This is a genomic window from Methanoregula sp. (assembly GCF_050010295.1).
In the GTDB taxonomy this organism is placed as follows: Archaea; Halobacteriota; Methanomicrobia; order Methanomicrobiales; family Methanospirillaceae; genus Methanoregula.
In genome coordinates this window covers 256827-280818 of record NZ_JBEKLH010000001.1, presented here as the reverse complement: position 1 = coordinate 280818, position 23992 = coordinate 256827, and the positions used below count along the sequence as shown (strand labels likewise).

The window sequence follows — 23992 nt, the reverse complement described above, 5'->3', positions numbered from 1 at the left end:
ATGATCAATGATCCCCCTGTTTGCTTACCGGGACAACAGCTGTGATCCCCGGAAGTGCACGGTCAAGAAGCTGGAAAGAGCAGGATTTTTAAAAATTTTTACGAAGATCTCCCAGATACCCCGGAATACACTTCTTCTGGATCCCACTGCCGAGCAGGCACTGTCACCCGCTGACAGGTCTGTCCGATCCATCACGGTGCTTGACTGTTCGTGGGAGGTTCTGGATACCGGCGCCATCAGTACCTGGAGAATCCGTCGCGCACTCCCCTTTCTTATGGCGGCAAACCCTGTCAATTTCGGCAAACCCTGCATATTATCATCTGTGGAAGCACTTGCGGCTGCTCTCTTTATTATTGGTGAGAAGGGACGGGCGGCAGAGATCCTCTCAAAAGTGAACTGGGGGGTTCGTTTTCTTGAAGTGAACCAGGAACCTCTTGACCTCTATGCCCGGGCAAAAGACAGTACCGAAGTGATCGGAATCCAGGAATTATACCTGTGACATATCCAAAATATATAAGGATTTCCTGAGAACGGAGTCATTTTTCCCGAAATCCGGAAACATGCCTGCCGAGTTCTATTTACAGTTTAGGCATGTAAAAAGAGGTCTCTCGCATCGCTGGTTAAGGTACTGCGGGTTTATTGCGGACCAGTGTACTTGCCGGTTCGACAAGTTTCATGGAAACACCAGCAATAACGCAGAGAACACCGATCACCCACGCGTAAACCCCCCAGATCTTTACAAGAGTGGCACTTGAGAGCTCCGGGAAAAGTGCCATCAGGATACTCAAAAAGAGCGTAAGCATTCCAAACAGGACGATAACGAGCCGGGTCTTCCATTCCTCGGAAAGCGAACAACCTACGAATATCAAGAGGACGCTGTTGATAATTGCCAGAAATGCCATGATGATGATGAAAGAGGGTTCAATGAAACCCGGGAGCAGGAGTACGACAACGGCAATGATAAGGGAAAGTGCACCGGCAAAAAAAACCGGGAACTGGTGGACGAGCTCCTCTTTCATAGAGAGTGAAAATGCAATCATGATCGCACCCACTGACAGGGCAAGCAGCCCGAATATCGGGATAAGCAGGCCAATGAACGTCGGAGTCCAGAAGAATGCGTCGATCCCGGAAATGAAAATGATGATACCTATAACTGAGATCTGCCACCACCGTACCGGCATATCACAGAACACCAGCGATGGATTATTCATATACTTGTTGTTATTTCTGATACGCATTTAACTATCTGTAGCAAAAGAACGAAAAATCCGCAATACCAGTCCAGATGAGCCGGACGGGGTAAGTAAATTAAACAATAGTTTTTTCAATCCGGGCGCAATGTACGATTGTATGATCAAGGTTGCTATCAACGGGTATGGTACTATCGGTAAACGCGTTGCCGATGCGGTCGCCGCTCAGAAGGACATGAGGGTAATCGGAGTATCAAAGACTCGCCCGAACGCGGAAGCGTTCGTAGCGAAACAGCGTGGGTACCCGCTGTTTATCGCTGATATTTCAAAAAAAACTGCATTTGAAAAGGCCGGGCTGGCTGTCGCCGGTTCGGTGGAGGATATGTGTAGGGCTGCCGATATCGTTGTCGATGCAACCCCGGGTGACGTAGGAGCAACCAATAAACCGCTCTACGAAAAACTCGGCATCAGGGCAATCTGGCAGGGTGGGGAGGATCACGAAGTTGCCGGTTTCTCATTCAACTCCTCCTGCAATTACAAGGAGGCAATCGGCCGGAAGTTCACCCGCGTCGTTTCCTGCAACACCACGGGTCTTGTCAGGATAATAAACACCATTGATCACGAGTACGGGGTGGAACACGTCCACGCTATCATGGTGCGTCGCGGCTCCGATCCCGGGGAGATCAAGAAAGGACCGATAGATGCCGTAGTCCTCGACCCGGTCAGCGTTCCCAGCCATCACGGCCCCGATGTCCAGACCGTACTCCCCCACATTTCCATCACCACGATGGCAATGATCGTCCCGACAACGATGATGCACATGCACGCGGTCAAGATCACCACAAAGCGGGAGGTCAGCCGCGAGAAGGTGGTCGATCTCATCAACCACCACCCGAGGATGGGGCTCATCAAAAAATCCCTTGGCATAAAGAGCACTGCAGAACTCAAGGAGTTCGCTATGGATATCGGCAGGCCGCGTTCTGACCTGATCGAGAACTGCATCTTCGAGGAGTCGATTTATACGAACAGGAATGAGATCAGCTTCTTCCAAGCCATCCACCAGGAAGCAGATGTCGTTGTTGAGAATGTCGATGCCATCCGTGCCATGATGGGCACCGAGAAAGATGCTGACCGGTCAGTCAGAATGACCAACGAAGCACTGGGCTTTGTCACCATCCAGAATAACCATTAACACCCTTCATCACCCATTCTTTTTAATGGATGCGTACGAGCGTGTTTGCCGGAATACTGTCGAAGTTGTCACGGACGATGACCTCCGGGTTCTTCTCACACAACCGCATAAAAGGGTCTATGCCGGGTACGAGCCAAGCGGCGAGATCCACCTTGGTCACCTGGTCACGATAAACAAGCTGGTGGACCTTCAGGCTGCCGGTTTCGAAGTCACCGTGCTGCTCGCCGACCTCCATGCGTTTCTCAACCGGAAAGGGACCATGGAAAAGGTAGGAGAACTGGCGGAGTACAACAAATGCTGCTTTGAGGGGCTGGGACTAAAGAACGTGAATTATGTCCTTGGTTCCGAGCTCCAGCTGAACCGGGCCTATGAACTACTCGTACTCCAGCTCTCCCAGCAGATAACCCTCAATCGTGCTACGCGGAGTATGGATGAAGTGGGCCGGCAGATGGACCACCCCACAGTTTCTCAGATGATCTACCCGATCATGCAGATGGCTGACATCGCCGTGCTGGGGGCAGATGCAGCGGTGGGGGGGATTGACCAGCGGAAGATCCATATGCTTGCGCGGGAGCACCTCGTCAACTTCGGCTACAAGGCCCCGGTCTGCATCCATACACCAATCCTGAACGGTCTTGACGGGAAGAAGATGTCCTCATCACAGGGTAATTTCATCTCCGTTGCCGACAGCGAGGAGGAGATCCGGAAGAAATGCCAGAAGGCCTTCTGCCCGCCGGAAATTACGGATAACCCCATCCTTCAGATATTCCAGCATCACATCTTCCCCCGTCTTTCGGAAATCACGATCAAACGACCGGAAAAATTCGGTGGCAACCGCACATTTTCCGGCTATGCTGAGCTCGAAACTGCGTACGGCAACAAAGAAGTTCATCCGCTCGATCTCAAGAAGACGTGCGGCGAATCCCTTGCCGGGATCCTTGCCCCGGTACGGGAGTATATACGGTAACTGGTACTATAACTGGATGATCACTGGTGGCACCTGCGTGAAAAACGGGAAAAGCATCGATAACAAACTCGACCAGTTCGACCAACGCCTCGAGGAGATGGGGGTCCGCATCAAGGATGCTGACCAGCTCAAGGTGAGGGAGGACGTCTTTGATGAGGTCACCCTCCTTGCGCTCTATAAGCTCGTGCACAAGAAGTGGCTCTCTGCTATCGGCGGATCAATAAGTACGGGAAAAGAGGCCAATGTCTTCTATGGCGAACGGGATGGTGGAGGCATTGCCATTAAGATCTACCGGATCAGGACCGCAAATTTCACCACGATGAGCTCGTACATCACCGGTGACCGGCGCTTCTCCCATGTCAAGAAGGCAAAAAAAGAGCTCATCTTTGCTTGGACAAAAAAAGAGTTTTCCAACCTTGCCCGGGCTCGGGAAGCAGGTCTTGCCGTTCCCGAACCCCTAGTCTGGGACCGGAATATTCTCATCATGTCGTTTCTGGGAGAGGGTGAGGTCCCCTACCCGCAGCTCAGGAACGTGGAGATAGAAGATCCCGGGGAGGTATATGCCAGCATAATCCGGGACATCGATACACTCTACAACAAGGCCGAGCTTGTGCACGCGGACCTGAGCGAGTTCAATATATTGTACGGCGACCAACCATATCTCATCGATATGGGCCAGTCGGTCACCCGTGATCACCCCCGTGCCCTCTCCTTCCTCATGAGGGATATCCGCAACATCAACCGGTTCTTCAGGAGCCGGTGCAATGCTCGTAGTGATATCGATGTTTTCAATGAGGTGACCGGACTGGATGCAGCTGAGCCATGATGCCCTCGTATCGTGTACTGGAAAAAACGGTTGTTGGGGCAGGTTGACAGATCTACCCAGAATACAAGGTGAACGAATATGATGCAGGAAGTAAAGATCGCAGGAAGCCGGGTCGGAGTGCTTATCGGAAAAGGCGGTGCAACAAAAAAAGAGCTCGAGACCAGAACGTGCACAACGATAACCATTGATAGTAAGGAGGGGCTTATCAATGTCGAAGGTACTGAGGAGAACACTATCCTCCTCCTCCGGGCAGTCGAGATCATCAATGCCATTAACCGCGGTTTCTCTCCTGAGCGGGCATTCGAAATGATCGAAGACGAGGACCTCCTACTCGAAGTAATCGATCTCTCCGGGATGGCAGAAGGTCCCCGGCAGCTTGACCGGCTCAGGGGAAGAATCATTGGCAAAGACGGGAGGGCGCGTGAACAGATCGAAGATATGACCGATGTAGAGATCTCGGTCTTTGGCAAAACCGTTGCGCTTATCGGGTACCCGGAACCGCTAAAGACAGCCCGGGCGGCAATCGATATGCTCATCGAAGGGGTTCCTCACGAAAACGTGTTCGCCTTCCTTGACCGGAAAAAGAAAGAGGCAAAACAGGATATGATAAGTTATTATTACTAGTGTTTCCGGATCCTCAAAATCGTGCACCACAATATATATGTTTTGCTCCATTTCCCATGGAAAAGAATCGGTTATATAAGATAGATTTCACCAAACAGACAAAATCTGCAGCGAATTTCAGTGGAATTAATGGGGTTAAACAGAAGGTTCTGACATGCTGATCGAAAAGCTCCCTATTCCCAACAGTCTGAAACAGCAGTACCGGATAGGTGGCATCACTGAGCTCTACCCCCCTCAGGAAGAATGTGTCAGGAAGGGCATGCTTGACAGGAAAAACCTGCTCGTGGCAATCCCCACCGCAAGCGGGAAAACCCTGGTCGCCGAGATGGCGATGCACATCCATATCGCGCAGAAAGGAAAATGCCTGTATATTGTTCCACTCAAGGCACTTGCTTCCGAAAAATTCGACGAATTCAATAACAAGGGCGTCCGGGTCGGCATCGCAACCGGGGATTTTGACCGCCGTGACGACATGCTCGGCCGGAACGATATTATCGTTGCGACAAGCGAGAAGGTGGATTCCCTGCTACGCAACAATGCCCGCTGGATCGGCGAGATCACCCTCCTTGTCATCGATGAGGTCCATCTGATCGATTCGGAGAGTCGGGGGCCGACCCTTGAAATGGTGATCGCCAAGATGCGGTACCGGAACCCTGCCATGCAGGTAATAGGGCTTTCAGCAACCATTGGCAATCCGCACGTCCTTGCCGGGTGGCTTGATGCAGAACTCGTGACCAGCACCTGGCGCCCTGTTGATCTCAGGCAGGGTGTGTTCTGCAAAGACCGGATCCATTTCCGTGAGGGGGAACGGGAGATCCGGCAGGTATCAAAAAATTACGATGACCTCAACCTCTGCCTCGACACCATCGCTGAAGGTGGGCAGTGCCTCGTCTTTGTCTCGTCGCGGCGGAATGCCGAGGCATTCGCGAGGAGGGCAGCGGGCGCCATAAAAAGCGATACCCCCGAACTCAAAGCCTGTGCGGAGAAGCTCGACAGTTCCGCGGAGACCGCGATGGTCAGGACACTTGCACTCTGCGTCTCGCAAGGGGCGGCCTTTCATCACGCCGGCCTGAGCCGGCAGGAACGGGCAGTGGTCGAAGAAGCGTTCCGGAAAGGTCACATCAAGTGCATATCATCTACACCTACCCTTGCTGCCGGGCTCAACCTGCCCGCACGACGGGTCATCATCCGAGATTACCTGCGGTTCTCCGCCGGAGAGGGCATGCTGCCTATCCCTGCAAGCGAATACCACCAGATGGCCGGTAGGGCCGGGCGCCCGCGCCTCGACCCGTACGGCGAGGCCGTACTCATTGCCAAAGACGAAGGTCAGGTCGAAGAGCTCTTCGAGTGCTACATTGAGGCTCCTGCAGGGGAGGTCCATTCGAGGATTGCTGAACCGACGGCCCTTTACACTCATGTCCTGTCGCTCATCGCTTCGGGCTTTGCCGGGACAAGGGGCGAACTGATGTCATTCATGGACCGGAGCTTCTATGTCCATGAACACCGGCACGGGCGCCTGATGCAGAAAGCCGTGGATGCGGCGCTCAGGTTTCTCGTCAGCTCGGAGATGGTAATGGAGATTGGTGAGCATTTGGGATCAACCGAATTCGGTACCCTCGTCTCACGGTTATACATTGACCCCCGGAGTGCAGCCCTCATCATAACGACCCTGAGAGAACGGGAGGGGTATGCCGATATCGGCCTGCTCCAGCTGATCTGCAGCACTCCTGATATGCCACGCCTCTATGTCAGGAATACGGACCGGCCGGCGCTCGACCGCATGATCGAAGCCCACGAGAGCGAACTCTGGCTGCCATTGCCGCACGACGAGGACGAGGTCGAAGAATACTACCGGGCACTCAAGACTGCGATGCTCCTCACTGACTGGACCGACGAGCTTCCCGATGCCAAGATATGCGAACGCTACGGCGTCGGGCCGGGGGATATCTACGGCATGGTTGAGAGCATCAACTGGCTGTTGCACGCAAGTGCAGAGCTCTCCCGGATGTTTGCTGCAAGGTTCAATGCCAAGGTCCGCGAATACGAGATCTGCATGAAGAACGGTATCCGGCGCGAGTTGCTCCCGCTCGTGAAACTGCGGGGCATAGGTAGGGTGCGGGCCCGCCGCCTCTTCAACAACAGCATCACGACACCCGAGGAGGTGCTCAATGCAGGCATGGATACCGTGACCCGGATCATCGGGCGGGGTATTGCAGAGCAGATCTTTTCCCAGCTTCGGAATACGAAAACTATCTCTGCGCAGAATACTGGAGAAGATACTATGGGCGGGCAGTCAACTCTTTCCCGGTTCCGGTGATCTCATGGATAGCCCGGGCCGCCCCTGTGAAATCCGCAAAACGCAATGTGCGATTCAGGACAGGAATGCCTTTCTCAAGGAACTCCGGGAGATTTCCCGGAAGTACACTACCCATATCATCTGTTTCAATGCCGATATGCTCGCCGGCAGGGCCCACGCACAGTCCGCAGTGGAACATGCGGTGCGCTCTCATCAGGAGGGGACTGCCATTTCGAACACCATCGAGATGGAATCCCTTCTGTACGCTGCGGGTTCACGCCAGTGCAATATCGCTTCCTCATTTGGGGTTCATAAGGGTGTGAACCATCTCTATGTCTGCTGGTATCCCGTCCCTAAAATGGATGTATGGGAACACCTCGCTCACCTCTTCCGATTCACCGGGGAGTGGGAAGATATCATCGATAGTGAAAAGAAGGGGCGCCTGATGCAGCTTTTTGATATCACGACAGAAGAGGTGGAGGCCGCCGGCAACAAAGACAGCATTGTGGATCTCGTGCTGGAACGTGTAGCTCTCCTGAATGTCCTTCGATAATACTGGACCGGAATTGACAATTTGAATCCTGCATCCGGTTTATGAGATACCGCAATCTTCCAGAAAGAGTGCTTGAGTCCGGTAGTTTTCCAATAAATTAGCTTATAATTTCAGATGGTTATGAGGATGACCCCCCAAGTCGAAGAACACTGACGAGTTCTTCTTATCCTCGTGGTCCTGACGAACCTTCTCGAAAATCGAAGAACCTGCTGGTCTTCTCAAGTATGCTCTTCCCTTCGGGAATAGCGGTTTTCCCAGGAGCATCTACAACGGCTACCGATGATTTCTACAAAGCCAATTCTTGTATATCTGACAAAAGAGAGCAAAAAATCAACGGACTTTTTACTGTGTAATCAGGGAGAGATCGGAGATCCCGCTGGGTCCTCCGTTTTTCTCCGATTGTGGACAAGAAGAGTGTTATTGGAGAGCTTTTTGCTGTGCGATGGAAAATTATAAAATGAATTCAACAAATTCTGCGTTTTCTATAATGGGATCTAAGAAAGCTTATGATTTTTTGGTAATTCAAACATCGGAAAATTTCTGATCTAATCTTCCGGGTAAATATAAGAGCCATATGGAGATTTCTCAAGAGCGAGGGCACGGCGGAACTCGATGACGGTCTGTATCATTCCATAGTAAAACGTATTTTGCAGAACCCACATTTTCATTTATTGGCATGACTGATGATGTGAGCAATTTCCGGAATGATGAGCTCGGTTGTCGCAAGGGTTACTGCGGGTGTTGACCCGGGAATGCAGAATACCGCCTTTCCAGCGATCACACCAGCGAGGGCACGGGAGAGCATGGACGCCGTCCCGATCTGCTCGATACTTTTTGCGCGAAACATCTCCCCGAATCCATCTATCTTCTTGTCCAGGAGGGGTGAGATTGCTTCAATTGTACAGTCATCATCGGTGAGACCGGTCCCGCCGTTCAGAATGATGCAGTTGGTCTTTTTCAGGGCCATAAACAGTTCATTACGTATTGCTTCAATCCTATCCGGGACTATTGTATAATGATTGACGGGGATATTACTGTTGTTCAGAAGGGTGCAGATGGTATTTCCACTGGTATCATTCTCGATGGTCCGGGTTGTCGAGATTGTGATGACTGCTGCATTAATTGGAAAAGACCTAATGTGACTTTTATCCATAGTACAAGAGATGTTATGCAGTTATGTGTTAAGAGAATTCCGGGATATTCTTCTTGAGAATTGAAGGGAGTGGAGACCCCATTATTTCCTGTGGAGATCATTATTATATGTCCCCAGTTGTGAATTATATTTGATCTCGAAATTTGGAGTGAGATAACCTTTCAGCATTTTAAAATAATTAATTTTACAATAATTGCGTCTGATCAAATTAAAGTTAAATAAAATTAAAATTTTTCCTGAAATTCCTCAAACTGAATATTAGGCACTTTTAAATGTTTTTACCGGATTCATTTCGATTTGTTTATATATTATAAAGAATATATTATCTAATAGCTCTTTTGCTGTGAACTTAAAAGACATGATATCGTCTTTTTACAGTTCCACACGAAATAAAGGGGTCCCTCCTTTATCATTATAGATCAATTTGAATAATTACAAAGTATCCAAAATATTGGATAATAAAATATAACTTTTACAATATCTTTAACGAATTAATTTCATTTTTTGTCTATTTCCAAAATAAACCATAAATTGCATGCGCTCCACACGAAATAAAGGGGTTTATAGTCCGGCCAAACCGATCGTTTTTTAGTCTAGTCTCACTAATCCTGAGCACCACAGTGTAATTATGCCCGAAACTGAAGACCCTTCAACAGGATTATTTAAAAAGTATCTCACCAATAACAGGATATTCCGGGATCGCGAGGTGCTCCGCCATTCGTATCGCCCCCAGATACTTCCCCACAGGAAACCGCAGATCGACGAAGTAGCATCAATATTGGCACCATCCCTCAGGAATGAAACCCCCTCCAATATCCTTATTTACGGAAAAACCGGCACCGGGAAGACAGCCTGCGTGAGATATGTCGGTTTTGAGCTTGAGAAAGCGAGCAGCAAGATGGGGACGGTGTGCAGACTTGTCCACCTCAACTGCGAAGTTATCGATACCCAGTACCGGGTGCTGGCGCAGATCGCCAAGTGCTTGGACGTCGTCGATGAATTGGGAAGCGATAAAACCCGCACCCACATCCCGATGACCGGGTGGCCCACCGATCAGGTGTATGCAGAGCTCAAGAACCAGCTCGAAGCGGGTGGGGGAGTACTGGTCATCGTTCTGGACGAGATCGATAAGCTGGTGAAAAAGAGCGGTGACGATACCCTGTATAACCTGACCCGGATAAATTCTGATCTCAAAAATTCAAAAGTCAGTATCATCGGTATCTCCAATGACCTGAGTTTCAAGGATTTCTTGGACCCGCGGGTATTGTCCTCGCTCTCTGAGGAAGAGATTGTCTTCCCGCCGTACAACGCGCCTCAGCTCGTGGATATCCTGACCCAGCGCGCTGAGGGTGCGTTTATTGTCGGGGCTGTTGCCGAGGAAGTCATCCCACTCTGTGCGGCCCTTGCAGCCCAGGAACATGGGGACGCACGGCGTGCACTTGACCTGTTCCGGATCTCCGGGGAACTTGCCGATCGTGACGAGTCAGCACGGGTGACCGAGGAGCACGTCAAACAGGCTCAGGCAAAGATTGAGACCGACAGCATGATCGAGTGCATCGCCACGCTGCCCACCCAGAGCAAGCTGATTCTGTTCTCGATGCTGATTCTCGAACAGCTGGGACAGAATATCTTTACGAGCGGCGAAGTTTCACGTATATATCAGGATATCGCCCCGTCCATCGAGCTCGATGTCCTCACCCACCGCAGGATAACGGATCTCATATCCGAGCTGAACATGCTGGGTGTCATCAATACCCGGGTGGTAAGCCGCGGGCGTTATGGCAGGACAAAAGAGATGTGGTTTGACGCCAATACTGGAAAGATCCGCGAGGTCGTACTCAAGGACCCGCGTCTGAACGGGCTCAAGGACCTTGATGTGTCCCAGATGGAAGCAAAGTGGTTGAAAACTTGGTTCAGGTGATACAGGATGGATGAAAAAGATCTCGAACTCCTCCGTATTCTTGAGGAGAACAGCCGGCTCTCAGCAGATGAAATTGCGACCATGACCAGCCTCAGCACCGCGGATGTGCAGGAGCGGATACACACACTGGAAGCTGCGCAAGTCATCAAGCGCTACTCCACCGTCATCAACTGGGAGAAGGCAGGCAACGGCGAGGTCTCGGCCATCATCGAACTCAAGGTAAGCCCCGAGCGCGACTACGGATACGATCGGATTGCGGAGCGGCTTTCGCGGTTCAGGCAGGTCAAGACCCTGCGTCTCATCACCGGGACCTATGATCTCCAGCTCATCGTGACCGGCAAGAACATGCAGGAAGTGTCGCGGTTTGTGTCCGAGCACGTCGCCCCCATGGACCGGATCAGGGAAACGGCGACGCATATTGTCATGAAGTCGTACAAGGAAAATGGAAACACGTTCTTTGAACAGCAGGAAGCAGAGCGCCTCCCGTATTCTTTCTAAGGTGAAACCATGCGCAATTTTGTCTCAGGGCGTGCACGGGAGATCCCGCCATCGGGAATCAGGAAATTTTTCGACCTCGTCCTCACGATGGATGGGGTCATATCGCTTGGCGTCGGGGAGCCGGATTTCCGCACCCCGTGGAATATCTGCGAATCCAGTATTTATTCTATCGAACAGGGAACGACATCCTACACGTCCAATAAAGGCCTCCATTCCCTTCGCGTCGCCCTCTCGCGGTACCTCGCCCAGCACTACAACCTCACCTATTCCGGTGATGACGAGATAATCATAACGAGCGGTGTATCCGAGGCCCTTGACATCGCGATCCGCGCCATCGTGGACCCGGGGGAAGAGGTACTCATCGCACAGCCAAGTTATGTCTCGTATGCCCCCTGCGTGACACTTTCCGGGGGAAAGCCTGTCCCGGTCCGGTGCATGGAAAAGGACCATTTCAAACTGGACCCGGATACGCTGGCAGAACAGGTCACCTCCAGATCAAAGGCGCTGATCATCAATTTCCCGAACAACCCGACCGGAGCGGTCATGGGAAGAGAGGAGCTCAAAGCGGTTGCTGATATTGTGATCGATCACGATCTCCTTCTCATCAGCGATGAAGTCTATGCGGAGCTCACGTATGAAACACGCCATTGCGCTGCAGCGACCGTCAGTGATCTCCGGGAGCGGACAATCACCCTCAACGGTTTCTCGAAAGCCTATGCGATGACCGGCTGGCGTGTAGGGTACCTCTGCGCACCCAAAGAGCTCTGCGACGCTGCGCTGAAGATACACCAGTACGTGATGCTCTGCGCCCCGGTGATGGGACAGGTCGGGGCGCTTGAAGCGCTCCGCTCGGCAGAGGATGAGAAGAACAGCATGGTCAGCGAGTACCGGCTCAGGCGCAACATGTTCGTGGCCGGCCTCAACCGCATCGGGCTGTCGTGCCATGTGCCTGACGGTGCGTTCTATGCATTCCCCTCGGTAGAAAAGACCGGGCTCTCGGATGTGGAATTTGCCGAGCGCCTGCTGAAGGAGCAGAAGGTCGCCGTAGTGCCGGGCAGCGTCTTTGGCAGTGGCGGAGAAGGCCACCTCCGGTGTGCCTACGCCGTCTCAAGGAAAGAGCTCAATGAAGCGCTCGGCAGAATGGAGGCCTTTATCAGCGGCCTCTGATTCAATCAATCCGCGTTTTTCATCCCGTTCACTTTCCTGACATTTCAGTCTGACTTTTAACAATATATCAGGGAGGACAGACCTGTGGGATACTTTATTGTCCAACTGGATCAATATTACATGAAACACAATGAGCTGTACAATCATCGTTGGTGGATTTTTTGGTGATGAAGGGAAGGGCAAAGTTGTTGCCCATATTGCCTATAAGGACAAACCCGCAATCATCTCACGCGGCGGTGTGGGTCCGAATGCCGGACACACTGTCCAGGTCGGAGACCACAAATATGGTGTCCGTATGGTCCCGTCCGGTTTTGTTTACAAGGATGCAAAACTCTGCATTGGGAGTGGCGTACTGGTCGACCCCAGGATCCTGAAGCAGGAAGTCGAAACTCTCGGAGTCAAAGGGCGTGTCTTCGTGGACAAACGCTGCGGTATCATTACCGAAGACCATATTGCCCGTGACAAGGGGAGCGCCCACCTTGCCAAGACGATCGGGAGCACCGGTTCCGGGTGCGGGCCGGCCAATTCCGACCGGGTCATGAGGGTCTCCCCTCAGGCAAAGGACGTGCCGGAGCTTGCGGAATACCTGCTCGATGTGCCTAAGGCCATTGACGACGAACTGAAAAAGAATAATACCGTGCTGCTTGAAGGCACCCAGGGCTTTGGCATCTCGCTGTACTACGGGACCTATCCCTTCGTGACGAGCAAAGATACCTCAGCGTCCCAGATTGCCGCCGACAATGGTGTGGGCCCGACGAAGATCGATGACGTTGTCGTGGTCTTCAAGGCCTACCCGACACGTGTCGGGGAAGGCCCGTTCAGCACTGAGATGTCGGTGGAGAAGTCGGATGCAATGGGCATTCAGGAGTTCGGTACTGTCACCCATCGCCAGAGGCGCGTCGGCGGGTGGGATGGGGACATGGCACTGTATTCCGCCATGATCAATGGGTGCACCCAGGCAGCCATCACCGGGATCGACAATATCGACAAAGCCTGTTTTGGCATCACCGAATATTCCCGGCTTACCAGAAAAGCAAAAGACTTTCTCAAACAGGCAGAAGACGATATCGGGAGCCCGGTAACTCTCATCTCGACAGGACCTGAAATCACCCAGATCATTGACCTAAGGGACGAACTGGCATGAGACGCTCGCTCATGGATATTCTCTGCTGTCCGGTCTGCAAGGGAGACCTCACTCTTGCTGTCGAAAAGGAAGACGAAAAGGAGATCCTTGAGGGTGGGCTGCACTGTGCAGCATGCAATGCGGATTATCCCATTCACGACGGAATTCCCAACCTGCTGCCTCCGGCCATGTACGAGCACTAAGGTCCTGCCATGAATCTCCCGTTTCCGATTTTTGCGCTGGTCTCCGCCGGAACGGGTGGAAGCGGGGCAGGATTCGAAGTCCACCTCAACCGGAGCGGGATCAATTCTATCGATCTTCCCCGCGAGAAGGTCTCTGTTGAACCCGGCAGCGGACTGCGGCTTGTTTTCTCAAACCGCGGAGCGCCTATCCACATCACGGTCACTACCTCGAACGCCGGTATGTACACCGATTTTTTTCATGAAAACATGTACGTAGTCGATGAGTCGGTACTGCTCATACCGGTACGGAAAGACAGTGAGGTGGGATTTTTTGACCTCGAGATCATTTCGGGATATGGCGTCATGAAGACTATGATGCGGGTGAATGTCGCCCATGTACCGGCTCCACGGCCGCCGGCCATTCAGGAAGAGTTCCCCCTCCAGCCGGTTGCCCACGGGCGCCCCCACCTCTTGATGGTCATGATGGGCGTCGCTCTCATCCTGTATTCTATTTGGCTCTATACCAAAAGCGAATTCCTCAATATCGCTTCCTTTATCATCCTCATTGTCGGGGCACTCTATACATGGTACCTGCAGCAGTAACGCTTGGCGCTGTCGTGCTCTTTGCAGGGCTCGCCGTTGACCGGCTGATCGGAGACCCCCATACGCCCCTGCACCCGGTTGCCCTGCTCGGCAGGTTCATCGGGTGGTGGGGAAGACCGGAATATCACTCCCCCAAATTCCAGCGTGCCGTTGGTGTTGTTTTCTGGATTGTTACAGTCACTCTCTTTACCTTTCCCTTTGTTGTCTTTTCTGCTGTTGCCCCTTGGTATCTCTACCTGATCCTTGCCCCGTTCCTGCTCAAATGTTGTTTCTCGTGGCGGTCTCTCGAGGAGCATACCTTCGCTGTGGTTGCAGCGCTGAAAGAGGGGGTTGAAAGCGGGCGCGGGCGTGTCAGCATGCTCGTATCACGTCAGACGGCAGATCTCGACCGTGAACATATCCTCTCTGCGGGCTACGAGTCTATGACCGAGAACCTCACGGACAGCATCATCTCACCGCTTGTCTATTTCTCTGTTTTCGGGCTTGCGGGCGCAGCAGTCTACCGTGCGGCAAACACGATGGATGCAATGCTCGGTTACCGGGACGAGCGGGAGCGGATAGGGTGGTGTGCAGCCAGGATGGACGACGTGCTCAATTATATTCCGGCACGGATCACCGCTGTGTTGCTCCTTTTGTACTTTGCCTGCAGGGGAAGGTTTGCCCCCGCATGGGAGGTCATGCGCCGCGACCGGCATAACCGCCCGGGATTCAACGGAGGGATTGTCATGGCAGCAATGGCCGGGGGTACCGGAACCCGGTTTGAAAAGCCTGGTGTGTATACGATCGGAGATGGGGAAAAAAGCCTCGATGAAGCCGGCCCGGCGATCATATCGGCAACCCGTGCCGTCACCTTGGTGCTGGCAATAGTTGCCGGTAGTACATTGTTTTTATGGGGGGCGCTGATCAATAGTACTGGCATATGAAACTGGAAGAACTGAGATTTGGCACTGAGCTTCTCAAGCGCGGCTTTGCGTCCATGCAGAAAGGGGGCGTCATCATGGATGTCGTGGATGCCGGACAGGCGAAGATCGCCGAGGAGGCAGGTGCCGTCGCAGTCATGTCGCTGGAGCGGGTGCCATCCGATATTAGGAAAGCCGGAGGCGTTGCCCGCATGGCAGACCCAGAGAAGGTCCTTGAGATCATAGCGGCGGTCTCCATTCCGGTCATGGGGAAGGTCCGGATCGGCCATTTTGTCGAGGCGCAGGTGCTGGAGGTCCTCGGGGTTGATATGATCGATGAGAGCGAGGTCCTGACACCGGCAGACGAACAATATCATATCGATAAGAAGCGGTTCAAGATCCCCTTCGTCTGCGGTGCACGTGACCTTGGCGAGGCGCTCCGCAGGATCAACGAGGGGGCGGCCATGATCCGCACAAAGGGAGAAGCCGGCACCGGCAATGTTGTCGAGGCAGTCCGCCACATGCGCACGATCATGGGAGAGATCCGCATGCTCCGGGGAATGGACAGACAGGAGATGACCGATTTCGCACGGGAGATCGAGGCCCCCGCCGAACTGGTGATCGAGTGTTCAGAACGCGGGAGGCTTCCGGTCGTGAACTTCTCGGCCGGCGGTATCGCCACACCTTCGGATGCAGCACTGATGATGCAGCTGGGAGCGGACGGGGTCTTTGTCGGATCGGGGATCTTCAAGTCCTCGAGCCCCGAACGGATGGCGAGAGCCATTGTCGAAGCGGTCGATCATTTCGACGATGCCCCCGTGATTGCAAAGGTCAGCACGGGTCTCGGCGATGCGATGCCAGGCCTCGACGTGCACACGCTGAAGGATGATGAGGTGCTCCAGTACCGTGGACGCTAAGATCGGCGTGCTGGCGCTCCAGGGGAATGTGAGCGAGCATATCGACGCGTTTCTCCTTGCGCTCGAACGGATGGGCCACGGCCCCTCCTCCGAGGTTTTTGAAGTGAGGCGCCCTGCCGATCTTGCAGAGTGCCATGCCCTTGCAATCCCGGGCGGGGAGTCCACCACCATCTCCCGTCTCATCGGAAAAAACCAGCTCTATGAGCCCATCCGCTCCTTTCCCGGGGGTATTTTTGCGACCTGCGCAGGCATGGTACTGATGGCGACCGAAGTGGGAGACCCCAGGGTCAGGCCGCTTGGCCTGATGGAGATGGCGGTCGACCGGAACGCGTTTGGGCGGCAGCGGGAATCGTTCGAAGCAGACCTTGCGGTTGACGGGCTTAATGGGGACGCATTCCATGCAGTTTTCATCCGGGCACCGGTCGTTACTTCTATCGGTACCGGCATGAGAGTCCTTGCCCGGGTCGAGAAAGGTATCGTGGCAGTGGAAAAAGGAAAGCACATGGCGTTCTCGTTCCACCCGGAACTTGGCAACGATACCCGGCTGCACGAGTGGTTCCTGAAAAATATCGGCATTTAACGGCATGCCACTGGTTAAACCCCCCAGTTCTCATATAACTCCCGGTCTGCCTGATCAAAGACCCGACAAAAGATCCATGAACTTATGAACTTTCAGGTATGCACAATATTAGGCATATAGCCATGGGAAGGAACGTGCACTCATGGGGAGTTCATTTGAACCAGTATTGAAGGGTCTCTCCGTAAATAAACTCGGCCCGGTCATTTTTTTGGTCGTTCTCGCACTCTCAGTTATTACCATTATTGGTATCAGCGGGGATATCGTAGCTGCACGGCTGCAGAACCTGCGACTCCAATACCTTTTTGTCCTTCTCGTCATGTCCGCTCTTGTTATCTCCCTGGGTGTGTATATTACATCCATCCGGAACGGAGCGCTCAAGGCGGTAAAGGAGAGTGAAGAGTTTCTTAATACTGTGCTGCAGTCGCTCCAGACAGGCGTGCTCGTTATCGATGCACAGACTCATACAATTGTAGATGCGAATGCCCTTGCACTTTCCCTGATTGGTGCCCCGAAAGAGACCGTTGTCGGCAAAAACTGTCAGAATTATATCTGCCCTGCAGAACCGGGTACCTGCCCGGTAACTGACGGAAATCAGATCTTTGAGAATGCAGAACGGACACTGATAACATCAAAAGGAGAAGGGATCCCGGTTCTCGAAAGCGTGAACTCCATCAAGTTTGGCGGAAAGCTGCTCCTCCTCGAGACCTTTATCGATATCAGGGAGCGCAAGAAGATGGAAGAGCTCACCGCCCAGCTCATACATGATCGGGAGCTTGCCAACAACGAGCTCAAGGATTTTGTCTATATTATCTCCCATGACCTGAAAGCACCACTCCGTGCGATAGGATCGCTTTCCCAATGGCTGTATTCTGATTATCAGGACAAGTTTGACAAAGAGGGAAAGATCCAGCTGGATCTTCTCGTGAATCGTGTCAACCGGCTGCAGAGCCTGATCGACGGGATTCTGGAGTATTCCCGTGTGGGGAGGATCCGAGATGAGAAAGAGACCCTTGACCCCACAGTGCTTATCCGGGAGATTATTGACAGCCTCTCCCCACCATCGCATATCAGCGTCATCATTGACACACCCCTCCCGGCGGTCCATTACGAAAAGACCCGGATTCGCCAGGTGTTCTCGAACCTGATAGGAAACGCGATCAGATACATGGACAAGCCGCAGGGAGAGATCCATATCGGTTGCATCCGGGATGGGGATTACTGGAAATTTTTTGTGAAGGACAACGGACCGGGCATCGATGAAAAATATTATGACCGGGTGTTCCAGATATTCCAGACGCTCCATGCACGGGACGAGGTCGAGAGTACTGGCGTTGGCCTCACGATCGTCAAGAAGATCGTTGAGACGTACGGCGGAAAGGTATGGATTGAGTCTGAACCGGGGAAAGGGAGTACTTTTTACTTCACGATCCCAGTTCAGGGTACCGCGTAAGACCGAAGCGTTAAGGATGAGAACACTTTCCAATTGACTTTTTGTAAACGAAGACCTTATGCTTGACTGATCACCCATGAATAACCTTTTCTGATCTGATCCCAGAACATGATGATTGTGAATATTTTTTCATCCCGATAAAAAGAGAAGCAAATTCTTATAGATTGAGATACCCGATCTTCTCTAAAGCAATTACACTGATAACGGTGTTGATCCATGAAGGCGGAAGAGGCGATCTTTAAAATTGAGACACGATATCGGGAATTAATTGAATCATTACCGCAGACCGTGTTTGAAATTGACCCCCAAGGAATGATAACATCCGTCAACCTAGACGGATTAAAATCCTTTGGGTATTCAAAAGAGGATCTGGAGAACGGGGTGAGTGCCTTCCAGGTATTTGCTCCTAACGATCATCAGCGCCTTGCGGAAAATATCCAGAGAATTTTAAATGAAGAACCATCCGGTGCAACCGAGTACCTTGCACAAAGAAAAGATGGGAGCACATTTCCGGTTATCGTCTATCCGGTGCCAATTATTCATGAGCATACGGTGGTGGGGCTCAGGGGTGTGCTTGTTGACATCACCGAAAGAAAGAGGATGGAAAATGTCAACGCGCAGCTCATCCGCGATCTGGAAGCTGCCAACACTGAGCTCAAGGATTTTGCCTACATCGTCTCCCACGATCTCAAGGCGCCGTTGCGGGCGATCGGTTCTCTGTCCCAGTGGCTCTACACCGATTATAAGGACAAATTCGATGAGAAGGGAAAGGCCCAGCTGGATCTCCTCATGAACCGCGTCAACCGGATGCAGAACCTCATCGATGGGATTCTGGAGTACTCCCGTGTAGGGAGGATCCAGAAGGAGAAAGAGGATTTTGACCCCAACAGTCTTGTCAAAGAGGTTATTGACAGCCTCTCCCCACCCCGCCATATCAGCATCATCATTGACAACCCTCTCCCGATGGTCCACTATGAAAAGACCAGTTTTCGCCAGGTCCTCTCGAACCTGATAGGAAACGCTGTCAAATACATGGACAAGCCGCATGGAGTGATCCATATCGGTTGCATCCGGGATGGGGATTACTGGAAATTTTTTGTGAAGGATAACGGACCGGGCGTCGATGAAAAATACTATGATCTGGTCTTTCAGATATTCCAGACGCTGAATTCACGGGATGATATTGAGAGCACCGGCATCGGACTCTCGATCGTCAAGAAGATCGTTGAGACGTATGGTGGAAAGGTATGGATTGAGTCTGAACTGGGAAAAGGGAGTACTTTTTACTTCACGATCCCAATGAAAGGTGATAAACCCTTCGGGGGTACTAGTAAATGACTTCAATAAAATCGATTCTTCTTGTTGAAGATGATATGGTTGATATGATGTCCGTCAAACGGGCACTCAAGGATATCAATGTAACGAACCCTCTGTATCATGTCGAAAACGGTGTCGAGGCACTTGAATATCTCAGAAATAAGGAGAATCCGAGACCGACAATCATTCTCCTTGACCTCAACATGCCCAAGATGGGAGGGATCGAATTTCTTTCGATTATGAAAAAAGATGAGTCAATACGGAGGATCCCTGTCATCATCCTCACCACATCACGGGCAGAATACGACAAGGTCCGATCATACGATCTGGGTGTTGCCGGGTATATGATCAAACCCGTTGATTACCAGCAGTTTATGGAAGTGATCCGGGCAATGTGCATGTACTGGACACTGAGCGAAGTAGCTGAATGAAGAACGCGAATACGTCTCCCGGGCAAGAAAAGGAACTTGCGGTCCTCCTGATAGAGGATGATCTTGTCGACCAGATGGCATTCAGCCGGTTGATGCGGGAGCAGCCGGAGTCCTATCAGGTTGAGATTGCAGGATCCATTGCAGATGCCCGGACCGTTTTAGAGAAAAAATCCATCGATATTATTATCAGCGATTTCTATCTGGGTGACGGAACCCCCCTCGATATCCTTCCCGAGATCCTTGGCAGGGGGATCCCGGTCATTGTTGTGACCAGTGTCGAAGACCACGATGCTGCCACACACGCAATAAAAAGTGGTGTCGATGACTTTCTGGTAAAGGATCAGAATTACAACTATCTCAAAGTGCTCCCCCTGATCATCGGACGGACATTGAGAACACGCCGGGTCCGGGATCCTGATCACCCATGTGACACAGAGTCCGCTTCTGAAGGACAAGCTCCGGAATCCGGTATCCCGGACGATGTAAAAGAGATCAATGTACGGCGCTTTATTATCGATCAGTCAGAACTGATCGCACGCTACCGATCTGACGGAGTGATCCTCTATGTCAATGATGTGTTCTGTCAGTATTTTAAAAAGACCCGTGGTGAACTGATCGGAAAACAGTTCGATCTTCTCCTGCCGACAGAAGAGCGCAGTCTTCTGGAAGGCTATCGGGCAGCGCTTACTCCTGAAAATTCGAAGGTCACTCTTGAGCACAGGATCGTTCTTCCGGACGGCAGTCTTCACTGGATCCGGAGGACAGAACGTGCACTTTTCGATGAAGATGGCGGAATTATTGAATACCAGACCGTTGCAACGGACATCACGGATCGCAAACAGGCAGAAGAGGCCCTGCAGGACAGTGAAGAACGGTACCGGATACTTGCTGAATATGCATTTGACGGTATAGCGGTCTTGGACCTTTCCGGAATAATCCTGTACGTCAACCAGAGCATTGTGCAGATGCTGGGTTATTCCCGCAGTGCGGAGGTTCTCGGGAAGAATATCCTCTCATTCATTGCTCCGGAATACCGGGAACGGGTTATCCATGACATGCAGAAGGTTATCGATGGAAACCAGGGCCATCTCCAGAAATACAAGGCGGTAAAGTCTGACGGCAAAGAGTTCTTTATTGAATCAGTTGGAACGCAGATAACCTACTGGGGAAAACCTGCCAATATCATTGCCTTACGTGATATTAATGAACGGGAGTGTGCGGTGATCAACCTTCATAAGGAACTGGATCGCAAAAAGGACTTTATTGATGTGGCTGCACATGAACTCCGGACTCCGCTCCAGCCCATCGTCGGTTTTCTTGATCTCCTTGTGCTTGACGCGGATCAGTACCGGATCCCCCCAGAAGTTCTCAAAATCATAAAAAAAGTCAGGACTTATGTAGAGATGGAACGGAATATCGTTAATAAGATCCTTGCGATCAGCATTCTCGAATCGGTTCATGACCAGTTCAGGCCCCCGATGGAGCGGGTCTCCATCCGGGATCTTATTGAACTGGTTCTCCTGCAGGGAAAGTATTGTTCTGAAGCCCGCGTTGTCTTAAACGTTCCACAAAATACCGTCATAACCAGCAATGGAGCATTTATTTTTGAGATCATGAATACGCTCCTCTCCAATGCAATGACCTATTCCCACCCGCCACGGAAGATCACCATCACCTCTGAAGAGACTGATACCCTGTTCCGGCTTTCTGTCACCGATAACGGTGTGGGTATCCCCGCCGAGAAACTTGAGGCTGTTTTTGAACCCTTCTTCATCAGCGATGCAGACAAACTCTCCCGAAAATATGGCAGACTGGGCCTCGGACTGACGATGGCCCGGAAACGGGCGTCCATGCTTGGGGGGACCCTGACGGTCACCAGTTCATCAGGTACGGGCAGCACGTTTACCCTTTCCCTCCCGCGGCAGGAACCTGCGAAACAGTGACCGGTCCGCTCTTCTCCTCTATGGCGAACGACGGGTATTTGGTCCTGAACCTGGGAAGTTAATCTCCCAGCGTGCGCAAGGTGCCCGAGTACCCAGCAGTGAGACTGGTGACCGGACGGCTTCTCCGGTTTCTCTCTGAACGATCCCAAAGTTTAATTCCTGACAGAGAGAGTGGCTTGTTATATGCCGCTTGAGAGGACTCTCATTTTTATCTTTAACAGCGACAGCGGAGTGCTACCGAAGATCAAGGATTATGCCAGCCGTGCGGCGGCCCCGGGAGGGGATGGTTGCTCCCTGTACTCCCTTACCTACAGTCCCATTGGCATGAAGAAGGAATGGAAGCGTTTCATCCGCGATCTGGGCATCCCGGCCCGGTTCCTGAACCGAAACGAATTCTCCTCCGAGTTCGGCCCCCGGGCCCTGAAGTTTCCTGTCGTGCTTCTCCAGGCCGGCAGCGAGCTGCGGCTCTTTATCAGCACTGAAGAGATCAACCGGTGTGCAGGTCTCGGAGATCTCATCGATCTTGTACAACAGAGGGTGGCACAAATCCGGTAAAATACCCGGTTTCTTCAAGGAAGGAGAAACGGGTTCTGTAGAAACAGGCATGAAGCGATTGAGCTCACTCCGGAAAAGAGTTCTGTGTGGACATCAGCCACGTAGAGAACGTAAGGATCTCCTGCAAGATCCACGGTTTCTGGGTCGACCATATTGGAGTAGAGGACTGTTTTCAATGTCGTGCCTGAGGGGGATCATCCTCCCCGGCATCCGTTATTTCCGGCCCGGGATCTGCTTTTCATCGTGAATTGTAACGGATGGTCATGGTGAAAACCCGGTTAACCGAACCCGCGATGCTGTGAACACGGCCCAGGTTTTTCTTTGTGACAGTTCCGGATAATCCGGTGATATACCGTCCCTATATTACCAGTCCCTCTTCATTGCCTCGGATTTCATCTCTTTTGGCATCAGCTCGATCGCGTACCGCAGCGCCGTCCGGGGCATCACCCCTCTTTTCCGCATGACATAGGTAAAGATCTCGTCCGTATGGTTCCGGCTCGCCTCCTTGAGGAGCCACCCGTAGCCCTTCTGCACCATATCCTCGCTATCGGTCAGCAGCAGGTCGGCAATCCCGATGGCCTCGTTCAGGAATTTCCCGTGCTTTGCCGGGACGATCAGCGATACCGCAGCCGCCCGCCGCATCCAGCGGTTCCCCGACTTCGTCCAGCGTTTCAGTTCGTCAATATATTCCGGGAACTGTTCAATGAAGTCGCCCATCGTGTGGTTGCAGAATGCGTCGCATGTCGCCCAGTTGGTGATGTACGTGTCGATCCAGTACCGGAATACCGCGATATCGGAAGGTTCGTACCTGGCAGCAAGTTTCGGGGCCCATGTGGAGACAACAAACGCCTCCTCGCAATAGCCGGACAGATACAATTCCTCGCAGAGCGCGAAGATCTCCTGCTTGTCCAGGGATCTGATCTCCTTCCAGTACCTGTTCGCGATTTTATTGACGGCCGGCACTTTGACGCCGTAATACCGTATCTCTTCTTTGAAGAAACGCTGGAAGTTCTGCTGGGTATTCGGGTCTGCACTTTCGGCAAGGTCTTTACGGATACGCGAGATGATCGAATCCATATTATCGCTTAGTCCTGCCCGTTTTTGCTGGGCACTGGTACGGGGACGCATACTCGATCCCAAGATAATGGGCCCCCCAGGTGCAGAGTGCCTGCAGGATCGGGATAAGGGTCCGGCCGAAATCCGTGATGGCGTACTCCACCCGCGGCGGTACCTCAGGATAGACCGTCCTCCGGATCACGCCATCCCCCTCAAGCTCGCGGAGCTGCTTCGTCAGCATCTTGGTATTGACGCCCGGCAGGCCCTTCTGCAGCTCGTTGAACCTCAGCACGTTGTCCCCGAGGGCCCAGAGGATAAGGGGTTTCCACTTGCCCCCGATCACATCCAAGGCAGCCTCAACCGGGCAGTGAAAGGTCTTTCCATTCTTTCGTGTAGATCATGGTTACCCCAATGAAAGTATGTTACTATTTTACTTGTATATCCTATATATCCAGTTAAGGCAGATTTTAATCTAATGGCTTAAAGTGCCCTTGCAGAAAAATAACAAGTATTCTGCTGTTTGTGACCTCCGGTCAGGGAGCCTCCGCA

Annotated in this window: 25 protein-coding genes; 21 read left to right on the top strand and 4 right to left on the bottom strand. The window is 52.2% G+C overall.

The genetic code is table 11. From position 1 onward, the window contains the following. Window positions 1-7 precede the first annotated feature (7 nt). A complete protein-coding gene (locus tag ABSB80_RS01555) occupies window positions 8-499 on the top strand; it encodes a DUF367 family protein (RefSeq protein ID WP_428367459.1) in 492 nt (163 codons plus the stop codon). 121 nt (window positions 500-620) lie between these two features. On the opposite strand, the gene ABSB80_RS01550 is transcribed toward ABSB80_RS01555, so the two are convergent. Further along, window positions 621-1238, bottom strand: coding sequence for a DUF308 domain-containing protein (locus ABSB80_RS01550; protein WP_428367457.1), 618 nt, complete (start codon window positions 1236-1238; stop codon window positions 621-623). A gap of 112 nt (window positions 1239-1350) precedes the next feature. Between ABSB80_RS01550 and ABSB80_RS01545 the strand changes: the two genes are divergently transcribed. From ABSB80_RS01545 to cgi121, 6 genes are all read left to right on the top strand, one after another. Beyond that, on the top strand, window positions 1351-2382 hold the full coding sequence (locus tag ABSB80_RS01545; RefSeq protein WP_428367455.1) for a type II glyceraldehyde-3-phosphate dehydrogenase: 1032 nt from the start codon (window positions 1351-1353) through the stop codon (window positions 2380-2382). 25 nt (window positions 2383-2407) lie between these two features. Further along, the gene (locus ABSB80_RS01540) at window positions 2408-3349 is read left to right on the top strand and encodes a tyrosine--tRNA ligase (protein ID WP_428367453.1); all 942 of its coding nucleotides are present in this window, start codon (window positions 2408-2410) and stop codon (window positions 3347-3349) included. Between the two features lie 97 nt (window positions 3350-3446). Beyond that, window positions 3447-4175, top strand: coding sequence for a serine protein kinase RIO (locus tag ABSB80_RS01535; RefSeq protein ID WP_428367983.1), 729 nt, complete (start codon window positions 3447-3449; stop codon window positions 4173-4175). 78 nt (window positions 4176-4253) lie between these two features. Then, the gene (locus ABSB80_RS01530; RefSeq protein WP_428367451.1) at window positions 4254-4799 is read left to right on the top strand and encodes a KH domain-containing protein; all 546 of its coding nucleotides are present in this window, start codon (window positions 4254-4256) and stop codon (window positions 4797-4799) included. Between the two features lie 154 nt (window positions 4800-4953). After that, window positions 4954-7116: an ATP-dependent DNA helicase gene (locus ABSB80_RS01525; RefSeq protein ID WP_428367450.1), complete on the top strand. Its 2163-nt coding sequence runs from the start codon at window positions 4954-4956 to the stop codon at window positions 7114-7116. Window positions 7117-7120: 4 nt separating this feature from the next. Beyond that, window positions 7121-7648 carry a KEOPS complex subunit Cgi121 gene (gene cgi121, locus ABSB80_RS01520; protein ID WP_428367448.1) on the top strand — a complete coding sequence of 176 codons (528 nt, stop codon included), beginning with the start codon at window positions 7121-7123 and terminating at the stop codon, window positions 7646-7648. A gap of 664 nt (window positions 7649-8312) precedes the next feature. On the opposite strand, the gene ABSB80_RS01515 is transcribed toward cgi121, so the two are convergent. Next, entirely contained in the window at window positions 8313-8801 is a 489-nt protein-coding gene (locus ABSB80_RS01515; protein ID WP_428367446.1) for a MogA/MoaB family molybdenum cofactor biosynthesis protein, read from the bottom strand. A 628-nt stretch (window positions 8802-9429) separates the two neighbouring features. Here ABSB80_RS01515 and ABSB80_RS01510 point away from each other — a divergent pair. The 14 genes from ABSB80_RS01510 (at window position 9430) to ABSB80_RS01445 (ending at window position 22387) form a co-directional block, all read left to right on the top strand. Then, the gene (locus tag ABSB80_RS01510) at window positions 9430-10722 is read left to right on the top strand and encodes an ORC1-type DNA replication protein (RefSeq protein WP_428367444.1); all 1293 of its coding nucleotides are present in this window, start codon (window positions 9430-9432) and stop codon (window positions 10720-10722) included. 6 nt (window positions 10723-10728) lie between these two features. Continuing rightward, window positions 10729-11220, top strand: coding sequence for an Lrp/AsnC family transcriptional regulator (locus ABSB80_RS01505; protein WP_428367442.1), 492 nt, complete (start codon window positions 10729-10731; stop codon window positions 11218-11220). Window positions 11221-11229: 9 nt separating this feature from the next. Continuing rightward, window positions 11230-12387, top strand: coding sequence for an aminotransferase class I/II-fold pyridoxal phosphate-dependent enzyme (locus ABSB80_RS01500; protein WP_428367440.1), 1158 nt, complete (start codon window positions 11230-11232; stop codon window positions 12385-12387). Between the two features lie 130 nt (window positions 12388-12517). Next, window positions 12518-13531 carry an adenylosuccinate synthetase gene (locus ABSB80_RS01495; protein WP_428367438.1) on the top strand — a complete coding sequence of 338 codons (1014 nt, stop codon included), beginning with the start codon at window positions 12518-12520 and terminating at the stop codon, window positions 13529-13531. Next, window positions 13528-13713: a methytransferase partner Trm112 gene (locus ABSB80_RS01490; RefSeq protein WP_428367436.1), complete on the top strand. Its 186-nt coding sequence runs from the start codon at window positions 13528-13530 to the stop codon at window positions 13711-13713. The genes ABSB80_RS01495 and ABSB80_RS01490 overlap by 4 nt, the downstream gene beginning before the upstream one ends. Before the next feature lie 9 nt (window positions 13714-13722). Beyond that, complete coding sequence (locus tag ABSB80_RS01485) at window positions 13723-14295, top strand: DUF7524 family protein (RefSeq protein ID WP_428367434.1); 573 nt, start codon at window positions 13723-13725, stop codon at window positions 14293-14295. Beyond that, complete coding sequence (cbiB, locus tag ABSB80_RS01480; protein WP_428367432.1) at window positions 14277-15218, top strand: adenosylcobinamide-phosphate synthase CbiB; 942 nt, start codon at window positions 14277-14279, stop codon at window positions 15216-15218. The genes ABSB80_RS01485 and cbiB overlap by 19 nt, the downstream gene beginning before the upstream one ends. Continuing rightward, complete coding sequence (gene pdxS / locus ABSB80_RS01475) at window positions 15215-16111, top strand: pyridoxal 5'-phosphate synthase lyase subunit PdxS (RefSeq protein ID WP_428367430.1); 897 nt, start codon at window positions 15215-15217, stop codon at window positions 16109-16111. The genes cbiB and pdxS overlap by 4 nt, the downstream gene beginning before the upstream one ends. Continuing rightward, the gene (gene pdxT, locus ABSB80_RS01470) at window positions 16101-16691 is read left to right on the top strand and encodes a pyridoxal 5'-phosphate synthase glutaminase subunit PdxT (protein ID WP_428367428.1); all 591 of its coding nucleotides are present in this window, start codon (window positions 16101-16103) and stop codon (window positions 16689-16691) included. Before pdxS ends, pdxT begins: the two co-directional genes overlap by 11 nt. A 208-nt stretch (window positions 16692-16899) precedes the next feature. Then, on the top strand, window positions 16900-18141 hold the full coding sequence (locus ABSB80_RS01465) for a sensor histidine kinase (protein ID WP_428367426.1): 1242 nt from the start codon (window positions 16900-16902) through the stop codon (window positions 18139-18141). A gap of 216 nt (window positions 18142-18357) precedes the next feature. Beyond that, complete coding sequence (locus ABSB80_RS01460; protein WP_428367424.1) at window positions 18358-19479, top strand: ATP-binding protein; 1122 nt, start codon at window positions 18358-18360, stop codon at window positions 19477-19479. Further along, window positions 19476-19889: a response regulator gene (locus ABSB80_RS01455; RefSeq protein WP_428367422.1), complete on the top strand. Its 414-nt coding sequence runs from the start codon at window positions 19476-19478 to the stop codon at window positions 19887-19889. Before ABSB80_RS01460 ends, ABSB80_RS01455 begins: the two co-directional genes overlap by 4 nt. Next, the gene (locus tag ABSB80_RS01450; protein WP_428367420.1) at window positions 19886-21832 is read left to right on the top strand and encodes a PAS domain S-box protein; all 1947 of its coding nucleotides are present in this window, start codon (window positions 19886-19888) and stop codon (window positions 21830-21832) included. The genes ABSB80_RS01455 and ABSB80_RS01450 overlap by 4 nt, the downstream gene beginning before the upstream one ends. A 183-nt stretch (window positions 21833-22015) precedes the next feature. Then, the gene (locus ABSB80_RS01445) at window positions 22016-22387 is read left to right on the top strand and encodes a hypothetical protein (RefSeq protein WP_428367418.1); all 372 of its coding nucleotides are present in this window, start codon (window positions 22016-22018) and stop codon (window positions 22385-22387) included. Between the two features lie 363 nt (window positions 22388-22750). Here ABSB80_RS01445 and ABSB80_RS01440 read toward each other — a convergent pair whose 3' ends face one another. Beyond that, the gene (locus ABSB80_RS01440; RefSeq protein ID WP_428367416.1) at window positions 22751-23464 is read right to left on the bottom strand and encodes a DNA alkylation repair protein; all 714 of its coding nucleotides are present in this window, start codon (window positions 23462-23464) and stop codon (window positions 22751-22753) included. A gap of 1 nt (window position 23465) precedes the next feature. After that, window positions 23466-23792 (bottom strand): winged helix-turn-helix transcriptional regulator, encoded by a 327-nt coding sequence (locus tag ABSB80_RS01435; protein ID WP_428367414.1) that lies wholly within the window; start codon window positions 23790-23792, stop codon window positions 23466-23468. Window positions 23793-23992 lie beyond the last annotated feature (200 nt).

Coding starts and splice junctions, on each gene's coding strand:
- cbiB (WP_428367432.1), top strand. CDS start 14,277: ATGGTACCTGCAGCAGTAACGCTTGGCGCTGTCGTGCTCTTTGCAGGG.
- ABSB80_RS01495 (WP_428367438.1), top strand. CDS start 12,518: ATGAGCTGTACAATCATCGTTGGTGGATTTTTTGGTGATGAAGGGAAG.
- ABSB80_RS01505 (WP_428367442.1), top strand. CDS start 10,729: ATGGATGAAAAAGATCTCGAACTCCTCCGTATTCTTGAGGAGAACAGC.
- ABSB80_RS01550 (WP_428367457.1), bottom strand. CDS start 1,238: ATGCGTATCAGAAATAACAACAAGTATATGAATAATCCATCGCTGGTG.
- ABSB80_RS01530 (WP_428367451.1), top strand. CDS start 4,254: ATGATGCAGGAAGTAAAGATCGCAGGAAGCCGGGTCGGAGTGCTTATC.
- ABSB80_RS01515 (WP_428367446.1), bottom strand. CDS start 8,801: ATGGATAAAAGTCACATTAGGTCTTTTCCAATTAATGCAGCAGTCATC.
- ABSB80_RS01540 (WP_428367453.1), top strand. CDS start 2,408: ATGGATGCGTACGAGCGTGTTTGCCGGAATACTGTCGAAGTTGTCACG.
- ABSB80_RS01555 (WP_428367459.1), top strand. CDS start 8: ATGATCCCCCTGTTTGCTTACCGGGACAACAGCTGTGATCCCCGGAAG.
- ABSB80_RS01440 (WP_428367416.1), bottom strand. CDS start 23,464: ATGGATTCGATCATCTCGCGTATCCGTAAAGACCTTGCCGAAAGTGCA.
- ABSB80_RS01460 (WP_428367424.1), top strand. CDS start 18,358: ATGAAGGCGGAAGAGGCGATCTTTAAAATTGAGACACGATATCGGGAA.
- ABSB80_RS01510 (WP_428367444.1), top strand. CDS start 9,430: ATGCCCGAAACTGAAGACCCTTCAACAGGATTATTTAAAAAGTATCTC.
- ABSB80_RS01535 (WP_428367983.1), top strand. CDS start 3,447: ATGGGGGTCCGCATCAAGGATGCTGACCAGCTCAAGGTGAGGGAGGAC.
- pdxS (WP_428367430.1), top strand. CDS start 15,215: ATGAAACTGGAAGAACTGAGATTTGGCACTGAGCTTCTCAAGCGCGGC.
- ABSB80_RS01485 (WP_428367434.1), top strand. CDS start 13,723: ATGAATCTCCCGTTTCCGATTTTTGCGCTGGTCTCCGCCGGAACGGGT.
- ABSB80_RS01500 (WP_428367440.1), top strand. CDS start 11,230: ATGCGCAATTTTGTCTCAGGGCGTGCACGGGAGATCCCGCCATCGGGA.
- ABSB80_RS01525 (WP_428367450.1), top strand. CDS start 4,954: ATGCTGATCGAAAAGCTCCCTATTCCCAACAGTCTGAAACAGCAGTAC.
- ABSB80_RS01545 (WP_428367455.1), top strand. CDS start 1,351: ATGATCAAGGTTGCTATCAACGGGTATGGTACTATCGGTAAACGCGTT.
- ABSB80_RS01445 (WP_428367418.1), top strand. CDS start 22,016: ATGCCGCTTGAGAGGACTCTCATTTTTATCTTTAACAGCGACAGCGGA.
- ABSB80_RS01450 (WP_428367420.1), top strand. CDS start 19,886: ATGAAGAACGCGAATACGTCTCCCGGGCAAGAAAAGGAACTTGCGGTC.
- cgi121 (WP_428367448.1), top strand. CDS start 7,121: ATGGATAGCCCGGGCCGCCCCTGTGAAATCCGCAAAACGCAATGTGCG.
- ABSB80_RS01455 (WP_428367422.1), top strand. CDS start 19,476: ATGACTTCAATAAAATCGATTCTTCTTGTTGAAGATGATATGGTTGAT.
- ABSB80_RS01490 (WP_428367436.1), top strand. CDS start 13,528: ATGAGACGCTCGCTCATGGATATTCTCTGCTGTCCGGTCTGCAAGGGA.